Here is a 19941-nt window from a genome sequence, read left to right as displayed (position 1 = left end):
GCCTTTCGTCGCAGGATAAAAACGTACGACGGCGGCGCTGGCGTCCGCTTCAAGGCTACGCTCCGGGCGCTGGACTACTCCGGGTTTGCGTACAGATAGTGCCCCTAATCACTAGGATGAAGGGGCACTATCAGTTACGCATTACTTGTTGCTAGAAGCGGGAAGTTGCACCTTGCACTGTGTTGGTGGAGAGCGGATTGCTCGCAATATCCGTAATGCCGGATGCCGGGGTGTAGCTTGGGATCGGCGTGGGGGACGTGGAAACCGTGTTGCTACCGGCGGTTCCACCACCCAGGGTGATGGTGAGCGTTCGTGCCGTCGGATTCCAGCTCAGGCTGGAGGCGTTGCCGCCATTGCCGCTAAAGGTGAGCGCCGAGTCCGTGTAGTTGCCGCCCAGTGCAACACTGCCGACCCTGAGGGTGGGGCAACCAGCCCCGGTTACGGTCAGCGTGCTGGTAGTGACTCCGGGGGCTACGTTGACTATCACGTTGTCTGCATTGTTGCCGGCTTGGGTCTGCACGTTGGTGGTGTTGTTGGCCCAGATGCTGCAGATCGTGGTCGGGTTGACGGGTTCCGAGAACGTTATCGTCACCGAATCGCCCTTCTCCATCTTGCCGGGGGTGCCGCCCGAAACGTTGTTGAGCCGAACCCCAGTTACCGTCGGCGAGCTCACGTCCTTGATGGACGATCCCGTTCCTGCAGGACCGGTGTTACCTGCTGCATCGGTTGCCCGTGCGGAGTAGTTGATGGTCCCTGGGCTGAAGTCGCTCAGGTTCAATGGCGTGGCAGTCCAGTTGCCGGAACTGTTGGCGCTGACAGTCTGGGTCACGGGCAGGGCACCTGTGCCTGTAACGGTCAGGGCCACCGAGGACAACGCCTCTGCTGTACCGGTCACGGGAACAGCCGTTACGTTTCCGCTGTGGACATATGCTGGCACTGTCAGGTTTGGCGCCGGCGGTGGGGTGGTATCCGTAACAGGTGTTGCGCCCGTGCTTCGAGCGCTTTCCGTCCCCTGCCACAGGGAAAGCAGAGGCGTCACCGAGTAGAACCAGGTGCCGGCGGGAACATTGCCCTCCACACAGCTGAGGGCCGTGATCGTGCCGCCACAGGTTCCTGTCGCGGCGACTTTTGTGCCGCCGGTCGCCGAGGCGTAGCGGGCGATGCTGTACCCGCTCACAGACCGGCCTGCCGCCGTCGTGCTCGCTGCCCAGGTGACTGTAACGCTGGCTCCGGAAACCGAGGTAGTGGGTTTGGCGCCCTGCGCGACGGCGTCGGCCTTGGCCGCACCGAAGCCGCTGTTAACAGAACTCCAGAAGGCACTTGCAGCCGGTCCGCCCCAGGAGACGAGGAGGATACCGAGAACGATCACGAGGGCGCGGTTCCACGCGCCCATGGTCGCCCGAGTCGAGGACGACGAAGCAGCGGACTGATGCAGCGGGCTCACTTCCGTACCTCCAGCGTGACAGGGACCTTGAATTGGGCGCCTTGGCAGGCGGAGAGTGAGGCCGCGCTCATGCTGGCTGCGTTCGGCAGGGTCAGCAGGATGGACGTATTTGCCTGAATGGTGACGGGCTGGGCCAACGGTGTGGGAGGTGGCGTGAACGTCACGCCGGTGGTGGTGCAGGCGGCATGCGCGGCATCGGCAGTAACAGCACCGTTGGCCGCAAATCCATAGATGCTAACCGCGTGGGCGTTGGGGTTGCTTGCGCGGAGGATGACGTCGGCTGTTCCACCTGGAACGAGGCTGGTCTGCAAGGTATCCCCTGCGACTAACGCATCCACAGTCACGGTTTGCATGGTGCCGTTGGTCGCCGAACCACTGCCGAGACCGGTGCTGGTCCAATAAGCGTAGGCGGTCCCTGCGCCGCCCAGGATGCAGAGGGCCACTGTGGCAGCTGTGCTGCGGGCGATCCGTCCGCTACGGAGGTTCCGGCTGAGCGTTTTCATGTCAGTTCGCCTGTCCCGTCCCGGAGAAGGTGAGTTGGAGGGTCGCGCCTTTGCAACCATCCTGAAGCTGCAACGTGTCCAGCATCCGCACTTGCGGCCACTTGCTTTGGGGCACTCCCAGGGAGGTCAGCGAGCTGGGCCCTGAGGGAGCTGTCAACGGGTACGTTCCGGAGTATTGGGTGATTTGGTAGTCAGCGCTGCTGCAGGGGAGGTTGGCGGCCACCGCTGCCGGCGTGCGCACCACCTGTGCAATCGCAACCGTCAGGTTGGTGACGGCGATGCTCTTCTTCTCGGGGTTGGAAATCTGCAGCTCCACTGCCCTGGACACTCCAGGCGCCAGTAGCCCATTCAGTGATCCCGTAACGCCGAAGGTCCGTTTGACTTCCTGAACCTGCAACTGGCCCGGCGCTGCGTTGGATTGGACTGTGCCGCTGGTCCCCGTCACGGTGAAGTCGGACTTGCCGACCGCCGTAGTGGTCGCCGTGGTGATGGTCAACGACACCTGAGCGGTGCCGCCGGATCCCAGAACCACCGACGACGGCGACCACGCGGCTGTCGCTCCGGCCGGAAGGCCCGCGACGTTGAACATCACGGGTCCCACGAAGCCTCCAGTGGAGGTGGCTGACACTGCAAAGGTGGTGGACTGCCCTTGATCCAGGCTGCGGCTCGAGGGCGACAAAGTCACAGTAATCCCCTTGGCCACCTTGGGCGGATTGCCTTGCGTAGCGCTTTGCCCACTACTTGCGGCGAGTGCCGCCACGGGAACAAGGGCCACGACGAGCGCAAGTAAAATCGCCCGGAGTGGTACTCCAGCTCGACGGAAAGGCGTGGTGCGCTCTGGCCGGTGGTCCATGGAAAGCTCTCTTTTCGGACGTAAGCGTTCAGCGGGCGGAATGCGTAAGCCGGGGACCACCACTCGCAAGGTGGTCCCCGGCTGGGCAACGCTACTGGCTGGAGACGTTGACCGTGACGGTCGCGGACTTGCAGGCGTCCTGGTTGGCGGTGCCGCTGTCGTTGAACTTCAGGACACCGCTACCAACCGACGTTCCGGTCGAATTGGCGGCGACGAGTGAGTTGCTCGTAACTGCGGTGACCTCGAACCAGCCCGGAAGACAGCCGGCGTCGCTCGTGGTTACGTTCGCGGCGAGGGCTCCGACGACCGTCCCAGAGGTCGTCGAGTTATCGGCGGTGTAGGCCACCGCCGTTTGGTTGCCCGGCGCCAGGCCGGCATTGAACGTGGCGTGGAGGGCGACAATTCCGCCACCTGATGAGTTGGCGGCTGAGCCGTTGCCTGATCCCGTGGTGGTCCAGTAGGCGTAGGCAGCTCCGCCACCTACGGCTACCAATGCCACGCCTGCAACGGTGGCGGTGATCCGGCTCTTCTTGGAAAGCTTGCGCATGGTATGACTCCTTGGTTGATCTTTTTCCCGGGGAGCCGCATCGCAACCCCCAGCACCCGACCGTTTCCGGCGGATGAAGCGATGCCCCCAATAGTTCAGCCAGCAGTGCCACCGTGGCTACTCTTGGGTGTACGCCTCTTTTCCGCCCGACCAAGGGGTCAGGAATACGTTGATTGCGCTGGCAAGTACTCAGTTTCTGGATTTTCGACTACTTGGTTCGCCTTCGGCGTGATGGCCGCGTGGGTCGGCTCGATGCACGGATCGAACAGGGCGTTCTACCCACCGCCACTGCCTTTTTCGCGTGCTGGGACAGGCTCCAGGCGGGTCGATCAGGGAGTACTCAGTCTTGTAGGGGCGGCATCGGGCCGCTGGAAGGCGCCGCGAGCCACGGATTCAGGGAACGATGGCAGCAGTGCGTCAACATTGTGCCCATCTTGAGCCAAAACTGCGCTGGCGTTCGATCATGGGGATCGTTGACGCTCCCCGGACGGGCTTGCCGGGGCCTTAATTCTCGTGCTTGCCCTTTCCCTTCTTTTCGTCCCCGAGGCCCTTTTCGTCGGATTGGCCGTCCCCTCGGCCCACACCCGCTGATGGGCTGTCTGCTGGCTGAACGGACCCCGGGGATTCGGTTTCCTGGGCAACGGCAGTTGGGCTGGCTTGGCTCACATCTGCCGGCGGAGCCACTACCGCGCCTCCTCCTGAGCCCGGCGGAGGCAACTGAATGGTTTGCACCGGGCCTGGAATGAGAACTGTTTCCACCGGTCCAGGGGTGGTAATTGTCACCACTGGTGCGGGGGTGACAACGGGGGAAGGAACGTTGGATTCCTGGGTAACCGGAGATGGCGAGGTAACGTCTGCCGGGAGGGGTCCCTGACCGGACAGCGCCACCGCGAGGGGTACGGCGATCGCTGCCGCGAGAAGGACCATCAACACTGCTCCGAGTCGGCCCCCTCCACCACTTCTATGAAGCTTCGGAGAAACTGCAGTTCTTGGCCCGATGGCGGGTGCCCGGGCGGGCAGAGGTGGCAAAAGCGACGTAGCTGCTGGGTGTGCATACGCCTCTTGCCAAGGGCGGCCCAAGAATTCTTCGATCTCCGCAGCGGTCGGCCTGTTGTCTGGTTCGAGGTCCGTCATCGACTTCAACAGCTGGGCTATGGGGTGATGGATCTGTTCCGGGATAACGGGGGCACGGTGAAGACGCGCTGCAGCGGACTCTATTGGCGTCCCCGGATACTCGGTCCTGCCAGTGAGGCATTCCAAGAGCACCAGGCCGAGGGAGTAGATGTCGCTGGCAGGAGTCAAGGGCCGCCCGAGGGCCTGTTCCGGGCTGAGGTACTGGGCCGTCCCCACCGTCATTCCGGTGGCAGTCAGGCGGCTACCTTCCAATATTCTGGCCACGCCAAAATCGGCGAGTTTTACTATGCGATCAGGCCCCGGAGTCTCTGAAACCAGGATGTTGGCGGGTTTGATGTCCCGATGAATCACTCCGCTGCCATGAACCTGTACGAGGGCACCTGCAAGGGCGTGGCCGATATGGGTTGTTTCTGCGAGGCTGAGCGGACCCTGTGCAAGCACCGAACGAAGATTACTTCCGGAAACCAGTTCCATGACGAGGAAAGCCTGTGGCGGGCCGGAAGTTCCGGCGTCCACACCGGCGTCGTAAATGTGCACCAAACCTGGGTGGTCAAATCCTGCCAGCAACCGCATCTCTGCCTGTTGGCGCTCCTCGAAGCCCTCATCGGCTGAGCCTGGCGAAAAGATCTTAAGTGCAACGTCGCGCAGCAGGATCTCATCACGGGCCTTGCAGACCGTGGACATCGCCCCGTGCCCGAGTAGCTCCAGAATCCGGTAGCGGCCGTTGAGAATGTCCCCGCCGCCTGTTGGATCAACGAGAGCTTCACCGCCTGCGCTCACGGCCCTACACCTCTTGCGTCTAAGCGCGCTGCGCCGGCGTAATCCTGCGCTGCGATGCAGTTGCTAAGTAACCTTCCTACGGCAAACGTACAGCCTCTGCCCCGCCTTGCCAACCATGGAGTTTGCTACTACTTTTTCCGTGAAAATCGGGGCACTTCCGCACCTCAAAGCTCCGGTTACCAACGCCCCTGGACGACGTGTTGCGGCGTTGGGAGTGCGTCCAAGGAATTGAAACTGTAGAGCTGAATGCCCTCGATCCCGGGGCGCGCTGAGAGCTCGTCGATGAGAGTGTCCGGCGTGTACCTCTCCCCGATCAGGAGCCTCCGCGCAAGCGGACCCTTGCGACTGAGGAACTTCAGGGACGATCCCACTCCGATCTTGGTGGCAAGCGAGACCAGCTTTACCTTGGGCACGGCCCCAGCCACACCTGCCCAGACTGGAAGGAGCACGCCCTCACGACGAAGCATGGCCACATAATCATGGATCTTGTCCGCCGAGAAACACATCTGGGTGACGATCTTGGTGGCGTGCTCTTGCTTCTCCAGCAGCGCATCAACCAACTGCAGGCTGGTGATGTCCGGATGCCCTTCGGGGTACCCAGCCACTCCAACGGCCATTGCACCGGAGGTGATCTGGGCGATATCGCGCAGCAATTCGCCACCATTGGAATACGAACCCGAGGGCTGCCCGTCGCCACCGATGGCGAAGACTTCGGTGATGCCCGACGCCGAGCAGTCACCCAGTATGGCTGATAGTTCGGCGCGGCTTTCAAGAGCCTTCGCCGCAAGGTGGGGAACCACGGTATAGCCGAGCTCCCTTAACTGGACCGCGGCCCGCAGCGTGGCACCCACACCGTGCTTGGGCAGGCAGGTAATGCTGATCACCGTAGATGTTGGTAACGTCTGGCTGACGGCGTCCACGATTCCCTCGGACGGGATGATCTCAACGCGGAGGGGAAGCATGGGTGTCCTTTTTTGATGTGAGGTTAGGCGTGGGCGGCGAGGATGGTGGAGGCTTCTTGGCGGGTGGTGCCGGAGGACTCGATGTGGGCCAGGGCTGCGGGGATTTCCCAGCCCTTCTTGCGCATTGCGGTGGCCCACAAACGCCCGGCCCGGTAGGAGGAGCGGACCAGCGGACCGGACATGACACCGAGGAAGCCGATTTCTTCGGCCTCGTGCTGGAGGTCCACGAATTCCTGGGGCTTGACCCACCGGTCCACCGGCAGGTGCCGTTCGGAGGGGCGCAGGTACTGGGTGATCGTGATCAAATCACACCCGGCCGCGTGCAGGTCCTTCAGGGCTTCGGAGATTTCCTCGCGGGTTTCGCCCATGCCCAGGATCAGGTTGGACTTGGTCACCATGCCCAGGTCCCGGCCCTGGGTGAGGACATCCAGGGAACGTTCGTACCGGAACGCCGGGCGGATCCTCTTGAAGATCCTGGGCACGGTCTCGACGTTGTGCGCGAACACCTCGGGCTTGGAATCGCAGATCGCGGCGATGTGTTCGGGTTTGCCGGAGAAGTCGGGGATCAGCAGTTCCACCCCGGTGCCGGGGTTCAGTTCGTGGATCTTGCGGACAGTTTCGGCGTACAGCCAGACACCTTCATCGGCGAGGTCATCACGGGCCACTCCGGTGACCGTGGCGTAGCGCAGCTGCATGGCCTGCACGGACCGGGCCACCTTGGTGGGTTCGAACATGTCCACCGGGGAGGGTTTGCCGGTATCGATCTGGCAGAAATCACAGCGCCGGGTGCATTCGGACCCGCCGATCAGGAACGTCGCTTCCTTGTCTTCCCAGCACTCGAAAATGTTCGGGCAGCCGGCCTCTTCACAGACAGTGTGCAGGCCTTCCTTCTTCACCAGGTTCTTCAACCCGACGAACTCCGGGCCCATCTGGACCTTGGCCTTGATCCACTCGGGCTTGCGTTCAACCGGGACAGCCGAGTTACGCTGCTCAACGCGCAGCAACTTACGGCCTTCAGGTGCCAGGGTCATGGATTTACTTCCTTGTTGGTTGTAAGAGTCAGCATTCGACGACGTTCACGGCCAGGCCGCCCATCGCGGTTTCCTTGTACTTGGAGGACATGTCCTTGCCGGTCTCGCGCATGGTCACGATCACCTCATCCAGCGACACCCGGTGCGTCCCATCACCCCAGAGCGCCATCTTCGCGGCGTTGATCGCCTTCGCCGCAGCAATCGCGTTCCGCTCAATACACGGAATCTGCACCAACCCCCCGATCGGATCACACGTGAGCCCCAGATTGTGTTCCATCGCGATCTCCGCCGCGTTTTCCACCTGACCCGGCGTACCACCCATCACCTCAGCCAACCCGGCAGCAGCCATCGACGACGCCGACCCCACCTCACCCTGGCAGCCCACCTCAGCCCCCGAAATGGACGCCTGCTCCTTGTACAACACACCCACCGCACCGGCGGCGAGCAGGAACTTCACCACCACATCGTCCTTATCGGACTGACTGGCTTGGTCCATGCCCGGGGCATAATTCAACGCGTAATACAACACCGCCGGGATGATCCCGGCAGCGCCGTTCGTCGGGGCCGTGACCACCCGCCCGCCGGTCGCGTTCTCCTCATTCACGGCCAGGGCGATCAGGTTCACCCACTCCTGCCAATACTTCGGATCGTTGCGGTCCTTGTCCTCCTTCAACAACCGCTCCAACCAGTCAGGAGCACGACGGCGGACCTTCAGACCCCCGGGCAACACACCCTCACGCTTCAACGACGTCTCAACACACGCCTCCATCACATGCCAGATATGAAGCAAACCCTCCCGGATCTCCTCCTCACTCCGGGACGCGCGTTCGTTGATGAACATGATGTCGGAAATCCCCAGGCCCTTGGACGAGCAGCGGCCCAGCAACTCAGCAGCGGTCCGGAACGGCAACGGCAACTCCGCCTTCGTCTCCTCCAACTCCGCCCGCGCCGCGTCCTCCTCACCCTCGCGGACAATGAACCCGCCACCCACCGAGAAAAACGTCGCCTCCCGCAGCACGTTGCCCACAGCATCAGCCACGGCAAACTTCATCCCGTTCGTATGCCGCGGCAACACCGTCAACGGATGCAGGATCATGTCCTCCACCGCATATTCGAGAAGCTGTCCGCCAGCCAGATTGAGCTTCCCGGTCTCTGCGATGGAGGCCAACCGCTCCTCCACTTGGTCAGGCAGGATCTCCTCGGGGTCGAAGCCTTCCAGCCCAAGCAACACCGCGGTGAACGTGCCGTGTCCCTTACCCGTCGCAGCCAAGGACCCATACAAGTCAACCCGCAAGGACGCGACCGACCCGAGCACGTCGGACTCACGCAGCTCGCGAGCAAACACCGCCCCAGCCCGCATCGGCCCCACAGTATGCGAACTCGACGGGCCAATGCCCACAGTGAACAGATCGAAAACACCAACAGCCATAGCCGTGATCCCTTTCAAAACAAAAGATGTCTAAAGCAACCCGGGGTCACTTATGGCCCCCAAACGCACCCCACATGGGCCACAAGTGACCCCGCGTTGCATGAATCCCAGTGCGCCGTCGCCGATTCGGGGCTCCGCTGCCAAACATGCCGTGCGCACGGCACACTTCGCAGCCACCCCCCGAATCGGCCCCCAATACATTCCCAAACCAAAAGAAGAATGTGGGCTAAAGCAACCCGGGGTCACTTATGGCCCCCAAACGCACCCCACATGGGCCACAAGTGACCCCGCGTTGCAGTTGCACCCGCGGCTCCCAAACCAACCCTGCGTCCACGGAACACCCTCGGCAGGTAGACCCATCCAACACAAGCCAACGAACCCGCGGTCCCGTCCCAACACGGCAACACGGCACCCGACCACCGGCCCCAATGGGCCCGGCATTGGGACCGGCCGGCCCAAGAGCTGGCCCCTTCGGGACCGGCATCCGGAAGCGGGCGTCTAAGGGAGCATCGCATCCGCTCAGCGGGTGCATATGCGACCGAGCCCGCGGAGGATGTCGGCCCCGACGGGCCAACCCGACCGAGCCCGCGGCGGATATCGGACCCGACGACGAACCGAACCCGACGGGCGACTTACGAGAGGTTCGAAACACCCGGGTACAGCGGATGCGCCTTCGCCAGCGAATCAACCCGGTGCCGCAACCCGGAAAGGTCCGCATCGGCGTCGGCAATCAGAACTTCGGCGATGATGTCCGCAACCTCGCGGAAGGCAGCTTCCCCGAAACCCCGTGTAGCGAGGGCCGGTGTGCCGATCCGCAGACCGGAAGTGACCATGGGCGGGCGTGGGTCGAAGGGGACGGCGTTGCGGTTGACGGTGATGTCGATCGCTGCGAGCCGGTCTTCGGCTTGCTGGCCGTCGAGTTCGCAGTTGCGCAGGTCGACGAGCACCAAGTGCACGTCCGTGCCACCCGAAACAACTGTGATCCCCTTTTCGGCAACGTCCGGCTGAATCAGGCGTTCGGCGAGAATCCGGGCGCCAGCCAGGACGCGTTCCTGACGCTCGCGAAATTCCTCGGAGGCCGCGATCTTGAAGGCGACAGCCTTACCGGCGATCACGTGCTCCAGCGGTCCACCTTGCTGCCCCGGGAACACAGCCGAGTTGATCTTCTTGGCGATGTCGGCGTCGTTGGAGAGGATGATGCCTCCACGAGGACCGGCGAGGGTCTTGTGCGTTGTGGACGTAGTGACGTGGGCATGCGGGACCGGCGACGGATGCAGGCCAGCTGCAACCAATCCGGCGAAGTGAGCCATGTCCACCATCAAGTAAGCGCCAACGGAGTCAGCGATCCGGCGGAACTCGGCGAAGTCCAACTGCCGCGCGTAAGCGGACCAGCCGGCAACGATGAGGGCAGGCTTGTGTTCTTGCGCCAGGCGTTCGACTTCGGCCATGTCGACGGTGTGGGTGTCCTCGCGGACGCCGTACGGGACCACGTTGTAGAGCTTGCCGGAGAAGTTGATCCTCATGCCGTGGGTCAGGTGGCCGCCGTGGGCCAGGTTCAGGCCCATGATGGTGTCGCCCGGCTTGATCAGCGCGTGCATCACCGACGCGTTGGCCTGCGCACCGGAGTGAGGCTGAACGTTCGCAAATTCGGCGCCGAACAGGGACTTGATGCGGTCGATGGCGAGCTGCTCGATCACGTCGACGTGCTCGCAACCACCGTAGTACCGCTTGCCCGGGTAGCCTTCGGCGTACTTGTTGGTCAGCACCGAGCCCTGAGCCTGCATCACAGCAACCGCCGTGTGGTTCTCTGAAGCGATCATTTCCAGGCCGTCGCGCTGGCGGCCCAGTTCGTCGTCGATCTTTGCGGCGATCTCAGGGTCCAGGTCCGCCAAGTGCGCATCCAACGACGCCGACACGACCTGCTCGAATTCGGTCACGGCTGCCGGGTTCACAGTTCTCCACCGTTCGTTGCAGCGTATTCTTCGGCCGACATGAGTGGGCCTTCTTCCGTGGCGGCCACCTTGAACAGCCAGCCGGCACCATAGGGATCGTTGTTGATCAGGGCCGGATCATCGACGACGGCGTCGTTGATCTCGGTCACCTCACCAGTAACAGGCGAGTACAGGTCAGACACGGACTTCGTGGACTCAACTTCACCGCAGGTCTCCCCCGCAGTAACCGTGGAGCCAACCTCAGGGAGGTCCACATACACAATGTCGCCCAATGCATCCGCAGCGACCGCAGAGATCCCAATCCCCACAGGCCCGGCCCCATCCGAAGCAACCCATTCATGCTCAGCCGAATACTTCAGCTCGGCAACTACTTTGCTCATTCCAATTCCTAACTTCTTGTGTGTTTTGAAAACTGTTCGTGGTCTCGGTGGTACTTGGGTTGGGTGGCGGGGAACCGAACTCCTCCGCGTGCTCGGTCGCGAGGACGCCCGCTGAGCGGACGTGTCGCTTCCTTAGACGCACGCTTCCGGAATCCGGCTCCCCACGGCTGGCCCACACTTTACGGGCCGCTCACCTTCAGAAAAGCCCGCGAACCGAGGCTCGGAACCGGCTTTTCAGCAGGTCGCCTCGGTCTACTGGTCCCGTGCGCAAGGTGAGGCGCACGGCCCCTGTGGGAGTGACATCCGGAAGCGGGCGTCTAAGGGAGCATCGCGTCCGCCCAGCGGGCGCTTCTGCGACCGAGCCCGCGGAGGATGTAACTTCCACCGGGCTACTTGACCGTCCGCTCAGCGGGCGCTTCTGCGACCGAGCCCGCGGAGGATGTCACTCCCACCGGGCTACTTGACCCGCTTGACCTACTTGACCCGCTTGTAGAACGGCAGGGCCACGACTTCGAACGGCTCGGGTTTGCCTCGGAGGTCCACTTCGACGATCGTTCCCGGTGCTGAATGTTCGACGTCGACGTACGCCAGGGCGATCGGGTAACCGAGCGTTGGGCTCGGCTGGCCGGAGGTGACTTCGCCGATGAGCGAGCCGTCCTTGAGGACCGAGTAGTGGGCGCGGGCTGCGCGACGGCCTGCACCTTTGAGGCCGACGAGCTTCTGTCCGATGGTGGATCCGACGCCGGCGGCCTTGATCGCCGTCAGTGCTTCCTTACCGATGAAGTCGCTTTCCTTGGCCAGGGAAACCACCGGGCCGAGTCCTGCGGCGTAGGCGTTGACGTAGCGGGAGAGTTCGTTGCCGTAGAGCGGCATTCCGGCTTCGAGGCGGAGGGAGTCGCGTGCCGCAAGGCCTGCGGGGATGAGCCCGTGGCTCTCGCCGACTTCGAGGAGGGCTTCCCACAGGCCAGCTGCGCCAAGGTTGGGGATGTAGATCTCGAAGCCGTCCTCGCCGGTGTAGCCGGTGCGTGCCAGGAGCAGGTCCTGCCCGTTAATGGAGACCTCAACGGCCGCGTAGTACTTCAGTTCCGTCACCAGGGCGTGCTGCTCGGCGGGAACCAGGCTCAGCAGAATGGCTTCCGCGTTCGGGCCCTGGACTGCAATCAGCGACGTCTCAGCCGAAGCGTCTTGAACCACGACGTCGAAGCCAGCCGCGCGCTCCAGCAGAGCCGCTGCAACTACCTTGGCGTTGCCCGCGTTGGGGACCACGAGGTACTGATCCACGCCTTCTTCGGGAGAGGGTCGGCGGTACGAGATGAGGTCGTCGATGATGCCGCCGTCGGCGTTGCAGATCAGCGAGTACTTCGCCTTGCCCACGGCGACCGCGGACAACTTGCCCACCAGCGCGAAGTCCAGGAACGCTGCCGCGTCCGAACCGGTGACCCAGACTTCGCCCATGTGGGAGAGGTCGAACAAGCCCGCTGCGTTGCGGACTGCGTGGTGCTCAGCAAGCTCGGACTCGTATTTGAGGGGCATCTGCCAGCCGCCGAAATCCGTGAAGGATGCGCCGGCCTTTTTGTGCTGCTCGTAAAGAGCGGTGTAGTTCTCAGTCATTTGCAGGACCGTCCTTTAGTTTTCGAAGTCCGTGAGCGGAGGGCAGGAGCACACAAGGTTGCGGTCCCCCGCGGCGCCGTCAACGCGGCCGACCGGTGGGAAGTACTTGTCCTGCTTCAGGTGGTGGACCGGGAATGCGGCCTGCTCACGCGGGTAGTCGCGGTCCCATGCAGAACTCACGACGGCGGCAGCCGTGTGCGGCGCGTTGCGCAGCGGCGATTTCTCAACAGTGAAATCGCCGGCGGCGACCTGCTCGATTTCCAAACGGATGGTGATCATGGCCTCGATGAAACGGTCGATCTCGGCCAGGTCCTCGGACTCGGTCGGCTCCACCATGAGGGTTCCAGCAACAGGGAACGCCAGGGTGGGAGCGTGGAAACCGAAGTCGATCAGGCGCTTGGCCACGTCCTCGGCCGTGACACCTGTGCGGGCCGTCAGTTCGCGGAGGTCCAGGATGCATTCGTGGGCAACAAGTCCACCTTCGCCGGTGTACAGGACTGGGAAGTGCTCATCCAAGCGGGAGGCGACGTAGTTGGCCGCGAGCAGCGCAGACTTGGTGGCTTCAGTGAGTCCTTGGCCGCCCATGAGCTTGACGTAGGCCCAGGAAATCGGGAGGACGCCAGCGGAGCCATAGCGTGAGGCCGAGATGGCCACGCCCCCTTCAGACGAAACGTTGTTCGCATCCCCGGGCATGAACGGAGCAAGGTGGGCTTTCGCAGCAACAGGACCAACACCCGGCCCGCCACCGCCGTGCGGGATGCAGAACGTCTTGTGCAGGTTCAGGTGGGAGACGTCGCCGCCAAACTTGCCCGGTTGCGCGAGTCCAACGAGTGCGTTGAGGTTTGCACCGTCAACGTACACCTGGCCGCCAGCAGCGTGGATGGAGTCACAAACCTCGCGGACATCGGCGTCGTACACACCGTGCGTGGACGGGTAGGTGATCATGATGCAGGACAGGACGTCCTTGTTGGCTTCGATCTTGGCCTTGAGGTCTACGTGATCGATGGTGCCATCGGGAGCGGTGGCCACCACAACCACCTTCATGCCTGCCAGCACAGCAGAGGCTGCATTCGTGCCGTGAGCAGAAGCAGGGATCAGGCACACGTTGCGCTGCTCGTCACCCCGGGAGAGGTGGTAACCACGGATCGCGAGCAGGCCGGCGAGCTCACCCTGGGAACCGGCGTTGGGCTGGATGGAGACCTGATCGTAGCCGGTGATCTCAGTCAGCTGGGACTCAAGATCGGTGATCAGCTCGCGCCAGCCCTCGGTCTGGTGATCCGGAGCGAACGGGTGGATCGAGGCGAACTCTGGCCATGAAATGGCTTCCATCTCGGCGGTTGCGTTGAGCTTCATGGTGCAGGAACCCAGAGGGATCATGGTGCGGTCCAAGGCGAGGTCACGGTCGGACAGCTTGCGGATATAGCGCAGCAGCTGCGTCTCTGAACGGTGCGTGTTGAACACTGGGTGCTGCAGGAAATCACTGGTGCGGAGCACATCAGACGGCAGCTCAAACCCTGAAGCGTCCTTCACCGGGCCGGCACCAAAGGCGACGGCTACCGCAGAGAGGACCTCCGGCGTCGTGGTTTCATCGAGGGAAACGCCGACCGTGTCAGCATCAATGCGACGCAGGTTGATGCCGCGGGCTTCGGCGGCGGCGATGACCTTGTCAGCCTTGCCGGGTACGCGGACGGTGAGGGTGTCGAAGAAGACGTCGGAGACGAGCTCGCGGCCCGCCTTCTGCAGCGTCGCGGCCAAAACACGGGCGTGGCCGTTGACGGTTTCGGCGATCGCCTTCAGGCCTTCGGGACCGTGGTAAACCGCGTACATCGAGGCCACAATCGCGAGCAGTGCCTGGGCCGTGCAGATGTTGGACGTGGCCTTCTCGCGTCGGATGTGCTGCTCGCGTGTCTGGAGCGCGAGTCGGTACGCGGGGACGCCGGCGTTGTCCTTGGAGACGCCCACGATGCGCCCCGGAAGGGTCCGCTCCATGCCTTCGCGGACAGCCATGTACGCAGCGTGGGGGCCGCCGAAGAACAGCGGAACACCAAAGCGCTGCGCAGTTCCGACGGCGATATCGGCACCTTGCTCGCCCGGGGGCGTGATGAGGGTGAGCGCCAAAAGGTCGGCAGCGACAGTGACCAGCGCACCCCGTCCCTTGGCCGCCGCGATGACGCCGGAGTGATTGAATACGCGGCCGGAAACACCCGGCTGCTGCAGGACGATGCCGTTGATGTCGCCGTCGGGAAGGGCCGCCGAAAGGTCAGCGATCTCTACTTCGAAGCCCAGCGCTTCGGCCCGGCCCTTCACAATGGCGATGGTCTGCGGGAGGAGGTCGGAGTCCAGGACGGTCTTCCCGTCCTTGGCAGTTTTGGACTTGTTGGCGCGGCGCATCAGCAGCACAGCCTCAGCCACAGCGGTGGCCTCATCCAGCAGCGAGGCGTTGGCTACGGGCAGCCCCGTCAGGTCCTGGACCATCGTCTGGAAGTTCAGCAGAGCTTCGAGGCGGCCCTGGGAAATCTCGGGCTGGTAGGGCGTGTACGCCGTGTACCAGGCCGGAGCCTCGAGGATGTTGCGGCGGATAACCGGCGGCGTGACGGTGTCGTAGTAGCCCTGGCCGATCATCTGAACGGCGGTCTTGTTCTTGGACGCGAGCTTCCGCAGCTCGGCAAGGACCTGCACCTCGGTGAGGGCGTCCTGCAGCTTCAGTGCAGTGTCCTGGCGGATGGAATCGGGGACCGCAACGTCTACCAAGCCGTCTACGGAGTCGTAGCCGATGGCCTTGAGCATGGTGTCAACGTCGGCCTGGCGTCGTGCGCCGATATGCCGGTCCGCGAAAGCGGTGGGGGTTGATTGAACAGTCAAGAGGAACTCCATGATTCAGGCGCCCTATGTGCGCCACGATGATGTGGGTTCCTCCCCGCTCTGTATTGGACCTGAGAGATTCCGCAGGAATGGTTGCCTGCTTGCACCGTCGGTGAGCCCAGTTACCTGGACTGCTTTCCAGAGTTGCCTCGCCGTGGCGGTACGTGGGCCTGAGAGATTCCTGGGGAGGATTTGCTCCTACGGCGCCTGACTGGATGTACCGGCAGGACTCTCCCGCCACAGATCAAAAGCGTTGCGTCACATCAGTGACACGGTTCACACCATAGCCGGTTATCTCGAAAAAGCGCAAGCAAGGGATACCTACCGATGCATTGCCTCGTGGATCTGGAGGGCGAACCACAACTGGGCAACCGTGGAGGTTTCACCCATGTCCAGCCCCGTCAATTCACCGATTTTCCTTATCCGGTAGATGATGGTTTGCCGGTGCGCGAACAGGGCAGCGGCAGTCTTTTGCCACGAACGCTGCGAGTCCAAATAGGTCCTCAGCGTGACGAGGAGATCGCCTTCCTGACTCTGCTCGTAATCGAAAATCGGCCCCAGAAGACGCCGGACCAGCGCAGTCCCTTCCTCGAAACCTGTCAGCCCCAGCCATGATGGTCCTTGCGCGTAGCGAGCCAATCCGAGCTTGTTCGCCCGGGCCGATCCGAGCGCCCAGAGGGACTCCTGCAGCGCGCGCTGAATCCCGGCCACGGCCGCCGGAGCGCTGATTCCGATCGCCGCATCCACCCCTGCGCAATGCACCAGGATGTCGTCCGGCACATCAGCAGGGGCCACGACGTGCAGCCGGCTGTTCCGCTTCAAGGAAGCCGACGCAACCCCGTGCCGCCACAGCTCGATGTGCACGTTGGCCAGCCTGTCGCCGTCGTTCGCTGTTTTGTCTCCGGCGGTCTCGGACATGGAAACGAGCAGGAAGTCCTGCGGCGGAACCCCAAAAGTTGCCAGCCGGCTCTCCATCTCGGCCGCGCCCAAGCGCCCATCCATGGCCTGCAGCAGGAACTCGCCCGCCAGCCGATGGCGGCCTTCCAACGACAAAACGATGCGCGAGAGCTGCAGTCCCAGCACGGTTGCGGCGTGCAGGAGTACGACGGCGTCCGGGTGCGGTTCGCTGTTGGGCAGCACCACCAGGAGCGCGTTTGCGTGGGTCGGGATGTCCATGGTCAGCACGTGCCGGCCGCGGATCCGGTGCCACTGGAAATTCTTACCCGCCAAGGTCACCTGCCCGGAAAGCGGTGCCCATTCATCCGCGAGGAACCCCGGGAGCGCCTGCCCTTCCGGGTGCCAGGGATGGAGGCAGCGGCGATCCACCACGAACAGTTCCGCGTCCAGCTCGGTGGCAAGCCGTTGGACCAGGCTCTGCCAATGGTCCTCGGAGGCTCCGGCCGTGCGAAGAAGGTCGTAGACCCTGGCTGTTTGCCGCAGCCGCCGGGACTCTTCGAGCAGGGAAGATTCAGCAACCGAGCGGGCGATCGCGATGAACGGCAGCGGGTACGGGACGTTGATCAGTGGCAACGGCAGCCGATCGCAGGCCGTCAGGAACTCCTGCGTCAGCGGGGGCGCGTGCATCTTCTCGCCGATCGCCAAGGCGCTTGCCCCGCTGTCCATGAGTGCCTCTGCGAGCGCCACTTGTCCCTCGGCGTCTGCGGGAATCGACAGCCCATTGGTCATCATGAGCTCGCCGCCGGTGACCCATTCCCACAGCCTGGGCAGGTCCGAGGTGTGGGCCCAGGTGATCCGGTTGTCGCGGCCTGCATCACCGGCCAGGAGGGTGAGCCCCAGCTGCGGTTCAGCCACGAGCTCGGCGACGGTGATTGCCATCGGATGGGGTCCTGACTCTATGATTCCGGGGGCCGTTTCGGGCGGTTTAGACATTCGTCTAAGCGCCTCGGCCATTTGTAGTCAATGTACCGCTATTCGTCGTGACCCGCGTCACGAAGAATGGAATTACTTACTTCCCGCTCAATGGCGAGCACCCCCTCACACCAAGGATCCGTCAATGACAATTCACAAGCCCATCGGCCCTGTCGACGCAACCAAAGTCCCGCGGTATGCCGGCCTCGGCACCTTCGCCCGCCTCCCCCAAATCGACCGGGTTCCGGACTACGACATTGCTATCGTCGGTGTCCCGTTCGACGGCGGAACCTCCTTCCGGCCCGGCGCCCGTTTCGGTCCTGCCGCGGTTCGCGAGGCCTCGCGTCTCCTCCGCCCGGGCTACCACCCGGAGCTGGACGTCGAGCCCGTGTACGAAGCCCAGGTTGTTGACGCCGGCGACATCGCCTGCACTCCCTACGACATCACCCGGGCGGTCCGTGAGATCGAGGAGCAGGCGTTGCCCCTGATCAGTGAGGACAAGCGGCTGATCTCGATCGGCGGCGACCACACGATTGCCTTGCCCATGCTGCGGGCGCTGAACAAGGTCCATGGCCCGGTGGCGTTGCTGCACTTCGACGCTCACCTGGACACGTGGGACACCTACTTTGACCAGCCCATCACGCACGGAACCATCTTCCGCCGGGCGTTCGAGGAGGGCCTCCTTGTGGAGGACAAGTCCATGCACGTCGGCATCCGCGGCCCGGTGTATGACCGCAATGACTTCCTTAGGGACCACGAGTTCGGGTTCCAGATCATCCGCTGCTCGGACCTGGATGTTATCGGCGTCCCGGCTGCAATCCAGCAGGTGAAGGACAGGCTCGGCGATACCCCCGTCTACGTCTCCATCGACATCGACGTCCTCGACCCCGCGTTCGCACCCGGCACAGGCACTCCGGAGATGGGCGGGCTCCACTCCCGCGAACTCCTGGCCCTGCTCCGCGGCCTGAACGGTATCAACATTGTGGGCGCCGACGTAGTCGAGGTCGCTCCGGCTTACGACCATGCGGACATCACAACCGTCGCCGCCGCCACTCTCGTCTTCGACCTCCTCGGCCTGATGGTGAACCGCAGCAAGGCCACCTCAGTCCGTGAACTGGCTTCGACCTCCCTGAGTGCATCATGAGCACGGTGCCAACAACCGAAGTACCGCGCCTCGAGGACAAAACCATCCAGCCGATCCCGTTGAATGAGCGCCACGGCAAGGCCAGGGACCTCTTCACCATCTGGTTTGGTTCCAACATCATGATCATGACCATCGTTACCGGCGGACTCGCCACCACGGTGTTCGGCCTCGGTTTCGTGCCGGCGCTGGTGGGCATCATCATCGGCAACATAGTGGGCGGCGTCTTCATGGCGCTGCACTCGGCCCAAGGTCCGCAGCTTGGTGTGGCGCAGATGATCCAGACCCGCGGCCAGTTCGGCTCCTTCGGCGCCCTGTTGATCGTGGTCATCGTGGTGGTCATGTACGTAGGGTTCTTCGCCGCCAACCTTGTCTTTGGCGGAGAAGCAATGGCCGCCGTCAGCCCCGGCATCAGCGTGGATGGCGGCATCATCATCATCGGCGTGGTCAGCGTTATCGCCACGATTTTCGGCTATCGGCTCATTCACGCTTATGCCCGCGTCCTTAGCGTTGCAGCGGGCCTGGCGTTGTTGCTCGCCTTCGTCTGGATCCTGGTGGTCCACGGCCTTCCCGCCAGCTTCCTTGGGGAGGGCAACTTCAACTGGGTCGGCTTCATGGGGACCATCTCCGTCTCGGCCCTGTGGCAGTTGGCCTACGCACCCTACGTCTCCGACTACTCCCGCTACATGCCGCAGGGCACTGGCTCAGCACCGGCGTTCTGGGCTTCCTACTCGGGCTGCGTCCTTGGAACGTTGTTCCCCATGATCCTCGGCGCCTTGGTGGGCACGCTCGCCATGACCATGAGCGCCGACAACGTCGAAATCGTTGGCAGCCTGGGTGCGTTGCTGCAGCCGTGGACCCTGATCATCGTGGGCATTTTCTGCCTGGGAGTCGCGGCCTCGAACGCCATGAACCTCTACTGCGGCGTCCTGTGCACGCTGACCATCGGCCAAACGTTCAAGCCGTCCTGGTTGCCACGGGCCAAGACCCGCACCGTGGCGGCGATCATCCTCTTCGTCGTAGCTGTCTCGATCGCCTTGTTCGCCCGCGACAACTTCATCCTCTTCTACACCAACTTCCTCTCCTTCCTGATGTACGTCCTGGTCCCCTGGACTGCCATCAACCTGGTGGACTACTACCTTTTGCGGCACGGCGACTACCGGGTTGAAGACTTCTTCAAGCGCGACGGCGGCGTGTACGGGCGGTTCAATTGGGTCGCCATCGGCTCCTACCTGGCAGGCGCCCTCATCCAGGTTCCCTTCTCGGCCACCGCAATCTACACCGGCCCCATGGCCACCGCGTTGGGCGGCGTCGACATCTCCTGGATCGTCGGCCTGGTGGTTGTTGCTCCCCTCTACTACTTCGCGGCCCGGGTCTTCCGTCAGAAATCGGACGCCGCCTCACTTTCTTCCGCTGCACTCACCCCAGACCTCATCTGAAAGC

The 19941-nt window shown here is 63.2% G+C and carries 15 protein-coding genes and 1 riboswitch; of the genes, 2 read left to right on the top strand and 13 right to left on the bottom strand.

What is annotated here, in order from left to right:
- Nucleotides 1-151: 151 nt before the first annotated feature.
- The 13 genes from AB4Z15_RS11130 to AB4Z15_RS11070 form a co-directional block, all read right to left on the bottom strand.
- Nucleotides 152-1444 carry a hypothetical protein gene (locus AB4Z15_RS11130; protein WP_442017317.1) on the bottom strand — a complete coding sequence of 431 codons (1293 nt, stop codon included), beginning with the start codon at nt 1442-1444 and terminating at the stop codon, nt 152-154.
- Nucleotides 1441-1947: a hypothetical protein gene (locus AB4Z15_RS11125; protein ID WP_442017316.1), complete on the bottom strand. Its 507-nt coding sequence runs from the start codon at nt 1945-1947 to the stop codon at nt 1441-1443. The genes AB4Z15_RS11130 and AB4Z15_RS11125 overlap by 4 nt, the downstream gene beginning before the upstream one ends.
- A 1-nt stretch (nt 1948) precedes the next feature.
- Entirely contained in the window at nt 1949-2632 is a 684-nt protein-coding gene (locus AB4Z15_RS11120) for a hypothetical protein (RefSeq protein WP_442017315.1), read from the bottom strand.
- A gap of 259 nt (nt 2633-2891) precedes the next feature.
- A complete protein-coding gene (locus tag AB4Z15_RS11115) occupies nt 2892-3347 on the bottom strand; it encodes a hypothetical protein (protein ID WP_442017314.1) in 456 nt (151 codons plus the stop codon).
- A gap of 504 nt (nt 3348-3851) precedes the next feature.
- A complete protein-coding gene (locus tag AB4Z15_RS11110; RefSeq protein WP_442017313.1) occupies nt 3852-5261 on the bottom strand; it encodes a protein kinase domain-containing protein in 1410 nt (469 codons plus the stop codon).
- 176 nt (nt 5262-5437) lie between these two features.
- Nucleotides 5438-6223: a methylenetetrahydrofolate reductase gene (locus AB4Z15_RS11105; RefSeq protein WP_442017312.1), complete on the bottom strand. Its 786-nt coding sequence runs from the start codon at nt 6221-6223 to the stop codon at nt 5438-5440.
- Nucleotides 6224-6246: 23 nt separating this feature from the next.
- Nucleotides 6247-7254 (bottom strand): lipoyl synthase, encoded by a 1008-nt coding sequence (lipA, locus tag AB4Z15_RS11100; RefSeq protein WP_442017311.1) that lies wholly within the window; start codon nt 7252-7254, stop codon nt 6247-6249.
- Between the two features lie 28 nt (nt 7255-7282).
- A complete protein-coding gene (locus AB4Z15_RS11095) occupies nt 7283-8683 on the bottom strand; it encodes an L-serine ammonia-lyase (protein WP_442017310.1) in 1401 nt (466 codons plus the stop codon).
- A gap of 632 nt (nt 8684-9315) precedes the next feature.
- On the bottom strand, nt 9316-10635 hold the full coding sequence (gene glyA / locus AB4Z15_RS11090; RefSeq protein ID WP_442017309.1) for a serine hydroxymethyltransferase: 1320 nt from the start codon (nt 10633-10635) through the stop codon (nt 9316-9318).
- Entirely contained in the window at nt 10632-11015 is a 384-nt protein-coding gene (gene gcvH, locus AB4Z15_RS11085; protein ID WP_442004805.1) for a glycine cleavage system protein GcvH, read from the bottom strand. The genes glyA and gcvH overlap by 4 nt, the downstream gene beginning before the upstream one ends.
- Nucleotides 11016-11489: 474 nt before the next feature.
- Complete coding sequence (gcvT, locus tag AB4Z15_RS11080) at nt 11490-12626, bottom strand: glycine cleavage system aminomethyltransferase GcvT (RefSeq protein WP_442017308.1); 1137 nt, start codon at nt 12624-12626, stop codon at nt 11490-11492.
- Nucleotides 12627-12641: 15 nt separating this feature from the next.
- On the bottom strand, nt 12642-15488 hold the full coding sequence (gene gcvP, locus AB4Z15_RS11075) for an aminomethyl-transferring glycine dehydrogenase (protein WP_442017307.1): 2847 nt from the start codon (nt 15486-15488) through the stop codon (nt 12642-12644).
- 148 nt (nt 15489-15636) lie between these two features.
- A riboswitch (glycine riboswitch) is annotated at nt 15637-15735 on the bottom strand.
- A 74-nt stretch (nt 15736-15809) separates the two neighbouring features.
- Nucleotides 15810-17324 (bottom strand): PucR family transcriptional regulator, encoded by a 1515-nt coding sequence (locus tag AB4Z15_RS11070; protein WP_442017306.1) that lies wholly within the window; start codon nt 17322-17324, stop codon nt 15810-15812.
- A 178-nt stretch (nt 17325-17502) separates the two neighbouring features.
- On the opposite strand from AB4Z15_RS11070, the gene speB reads away from it, so the two are divergent.
- Nucleotides 17503-18501, top strand: coding sequence for an agmatinase (gene speB, locus AB4Z15_RS11065; protein WP_442017305.1), 999 nt, complete (start codon nt 17503-17505; stop codon nt 18499-18501).
- Nucleotides 18498-19937 carry a purine-cytosine permease family protein gene (locus AB4Z15_RS11060; RefSeq protein WP_442017304.1) on the top strand — a complete coding sequence of 480 codons (1440 nt, stop codon included), beginning with the start codon at nt 18498-18500 and terminating at the stop codon, nt 19935-19937. The genes speB and AB4Z15_RS11060 overlap by 4 nt, the downstream gene beginning before the upstream one ends.
- The last annotated feature ends 4 nt before the right edge of the window (nt 19938-19941 follow it).

It is taken from the genome of Paenarthrobacter sp. 2TAF44, from assembly GCF_052114885.1.
Taxonomy (GTDB): Bacteria; Actinomycetota; Actinomycetes; order Actinomycetales; family Micrococcaceae; genus Arthrobacter.
This window is presented reverse-complemented; position numbering and strand designations above follow the sequence as displayed.

What these genes read in the sequence shown, in the direction of transcription:
- AB4Z15_RS11125 (WP_442017316.1), bottom strand. Translation starts at nt 1,947, where the DNA reads ATGAAAACGCTCAGCCGGAACCTCCGTAGCGGACGGATCGCCCGCAGC.
- AB4Z15_RS11115 (WP_442017314.1), bottom strand. Translation starts at nt 3,347, where the DNA reads ATGCGCAAGCTTTCCAAGAAGAGCCGGATCACCGCCACCGTTGCAGGC.
- AB4Z15_RS11105 (WP_442017312.1), bottom strand. Translation starts at nt 6,223, where the DNA reads ATGCTTCCCCTCCGCGTTGAGATCATCCCGTCCGAGGGAATCGTGGAC.
- lipA (WP_442017311.1), bottom strand. Translation starts at nt 7,254, where the DNA reads ATGACCCTGGCACCTGAAGGCCGTAAGTTGCTGCGCGTTGAGCAGCGT.
- AB4Z15_RS11095 (WP_442017310.1), bottom strand. Translation starts at nt 8,683, where the DNA reads ATGGCTGTTGGTGTTTTCGATCTGTTCACTGTGGGCATTGGCCCGTCG.
- gcvH (WP_442004805.1), bottom strand. Translation starts at nt 11,015, where the DNA reads ATGAGCAAAGTAGTTGCCGAGCTGAAGTATTCGGCTGAGCATGAATGG.
- gcvT (WP_442017308.1), bottom strand. Translation starts at nt 12,626, where the DNA reads ATGACTGAGAACTACACCGCTCTTTACGAGCAGCACAAAAAGGCCGGC.
- AB4Z15_RS11070 (WP_442017306.1), bottom strand. Translation starts at nt 17,324, where the DNA reads ATGGCAATCACCGTCGCCGAGCTCGTGGCTGAACCGCAGCTGGGGCTC.
- speB (WP_442017305.1), top strand. Translation starts at nt 17,503, where the DNA reads ATGACAATTCACAAGCCCATCGGCCCTGTCGACGCAACCAAAGTCCCG.
- AB4Z15_RS11060 (WP_442017304.1), top strand. Translation starts at nt 18,498, where the DNA reads ATGAGCACGGTGCCAACAACCGAAGTACCGCGCCTCGAGGACAAAACC.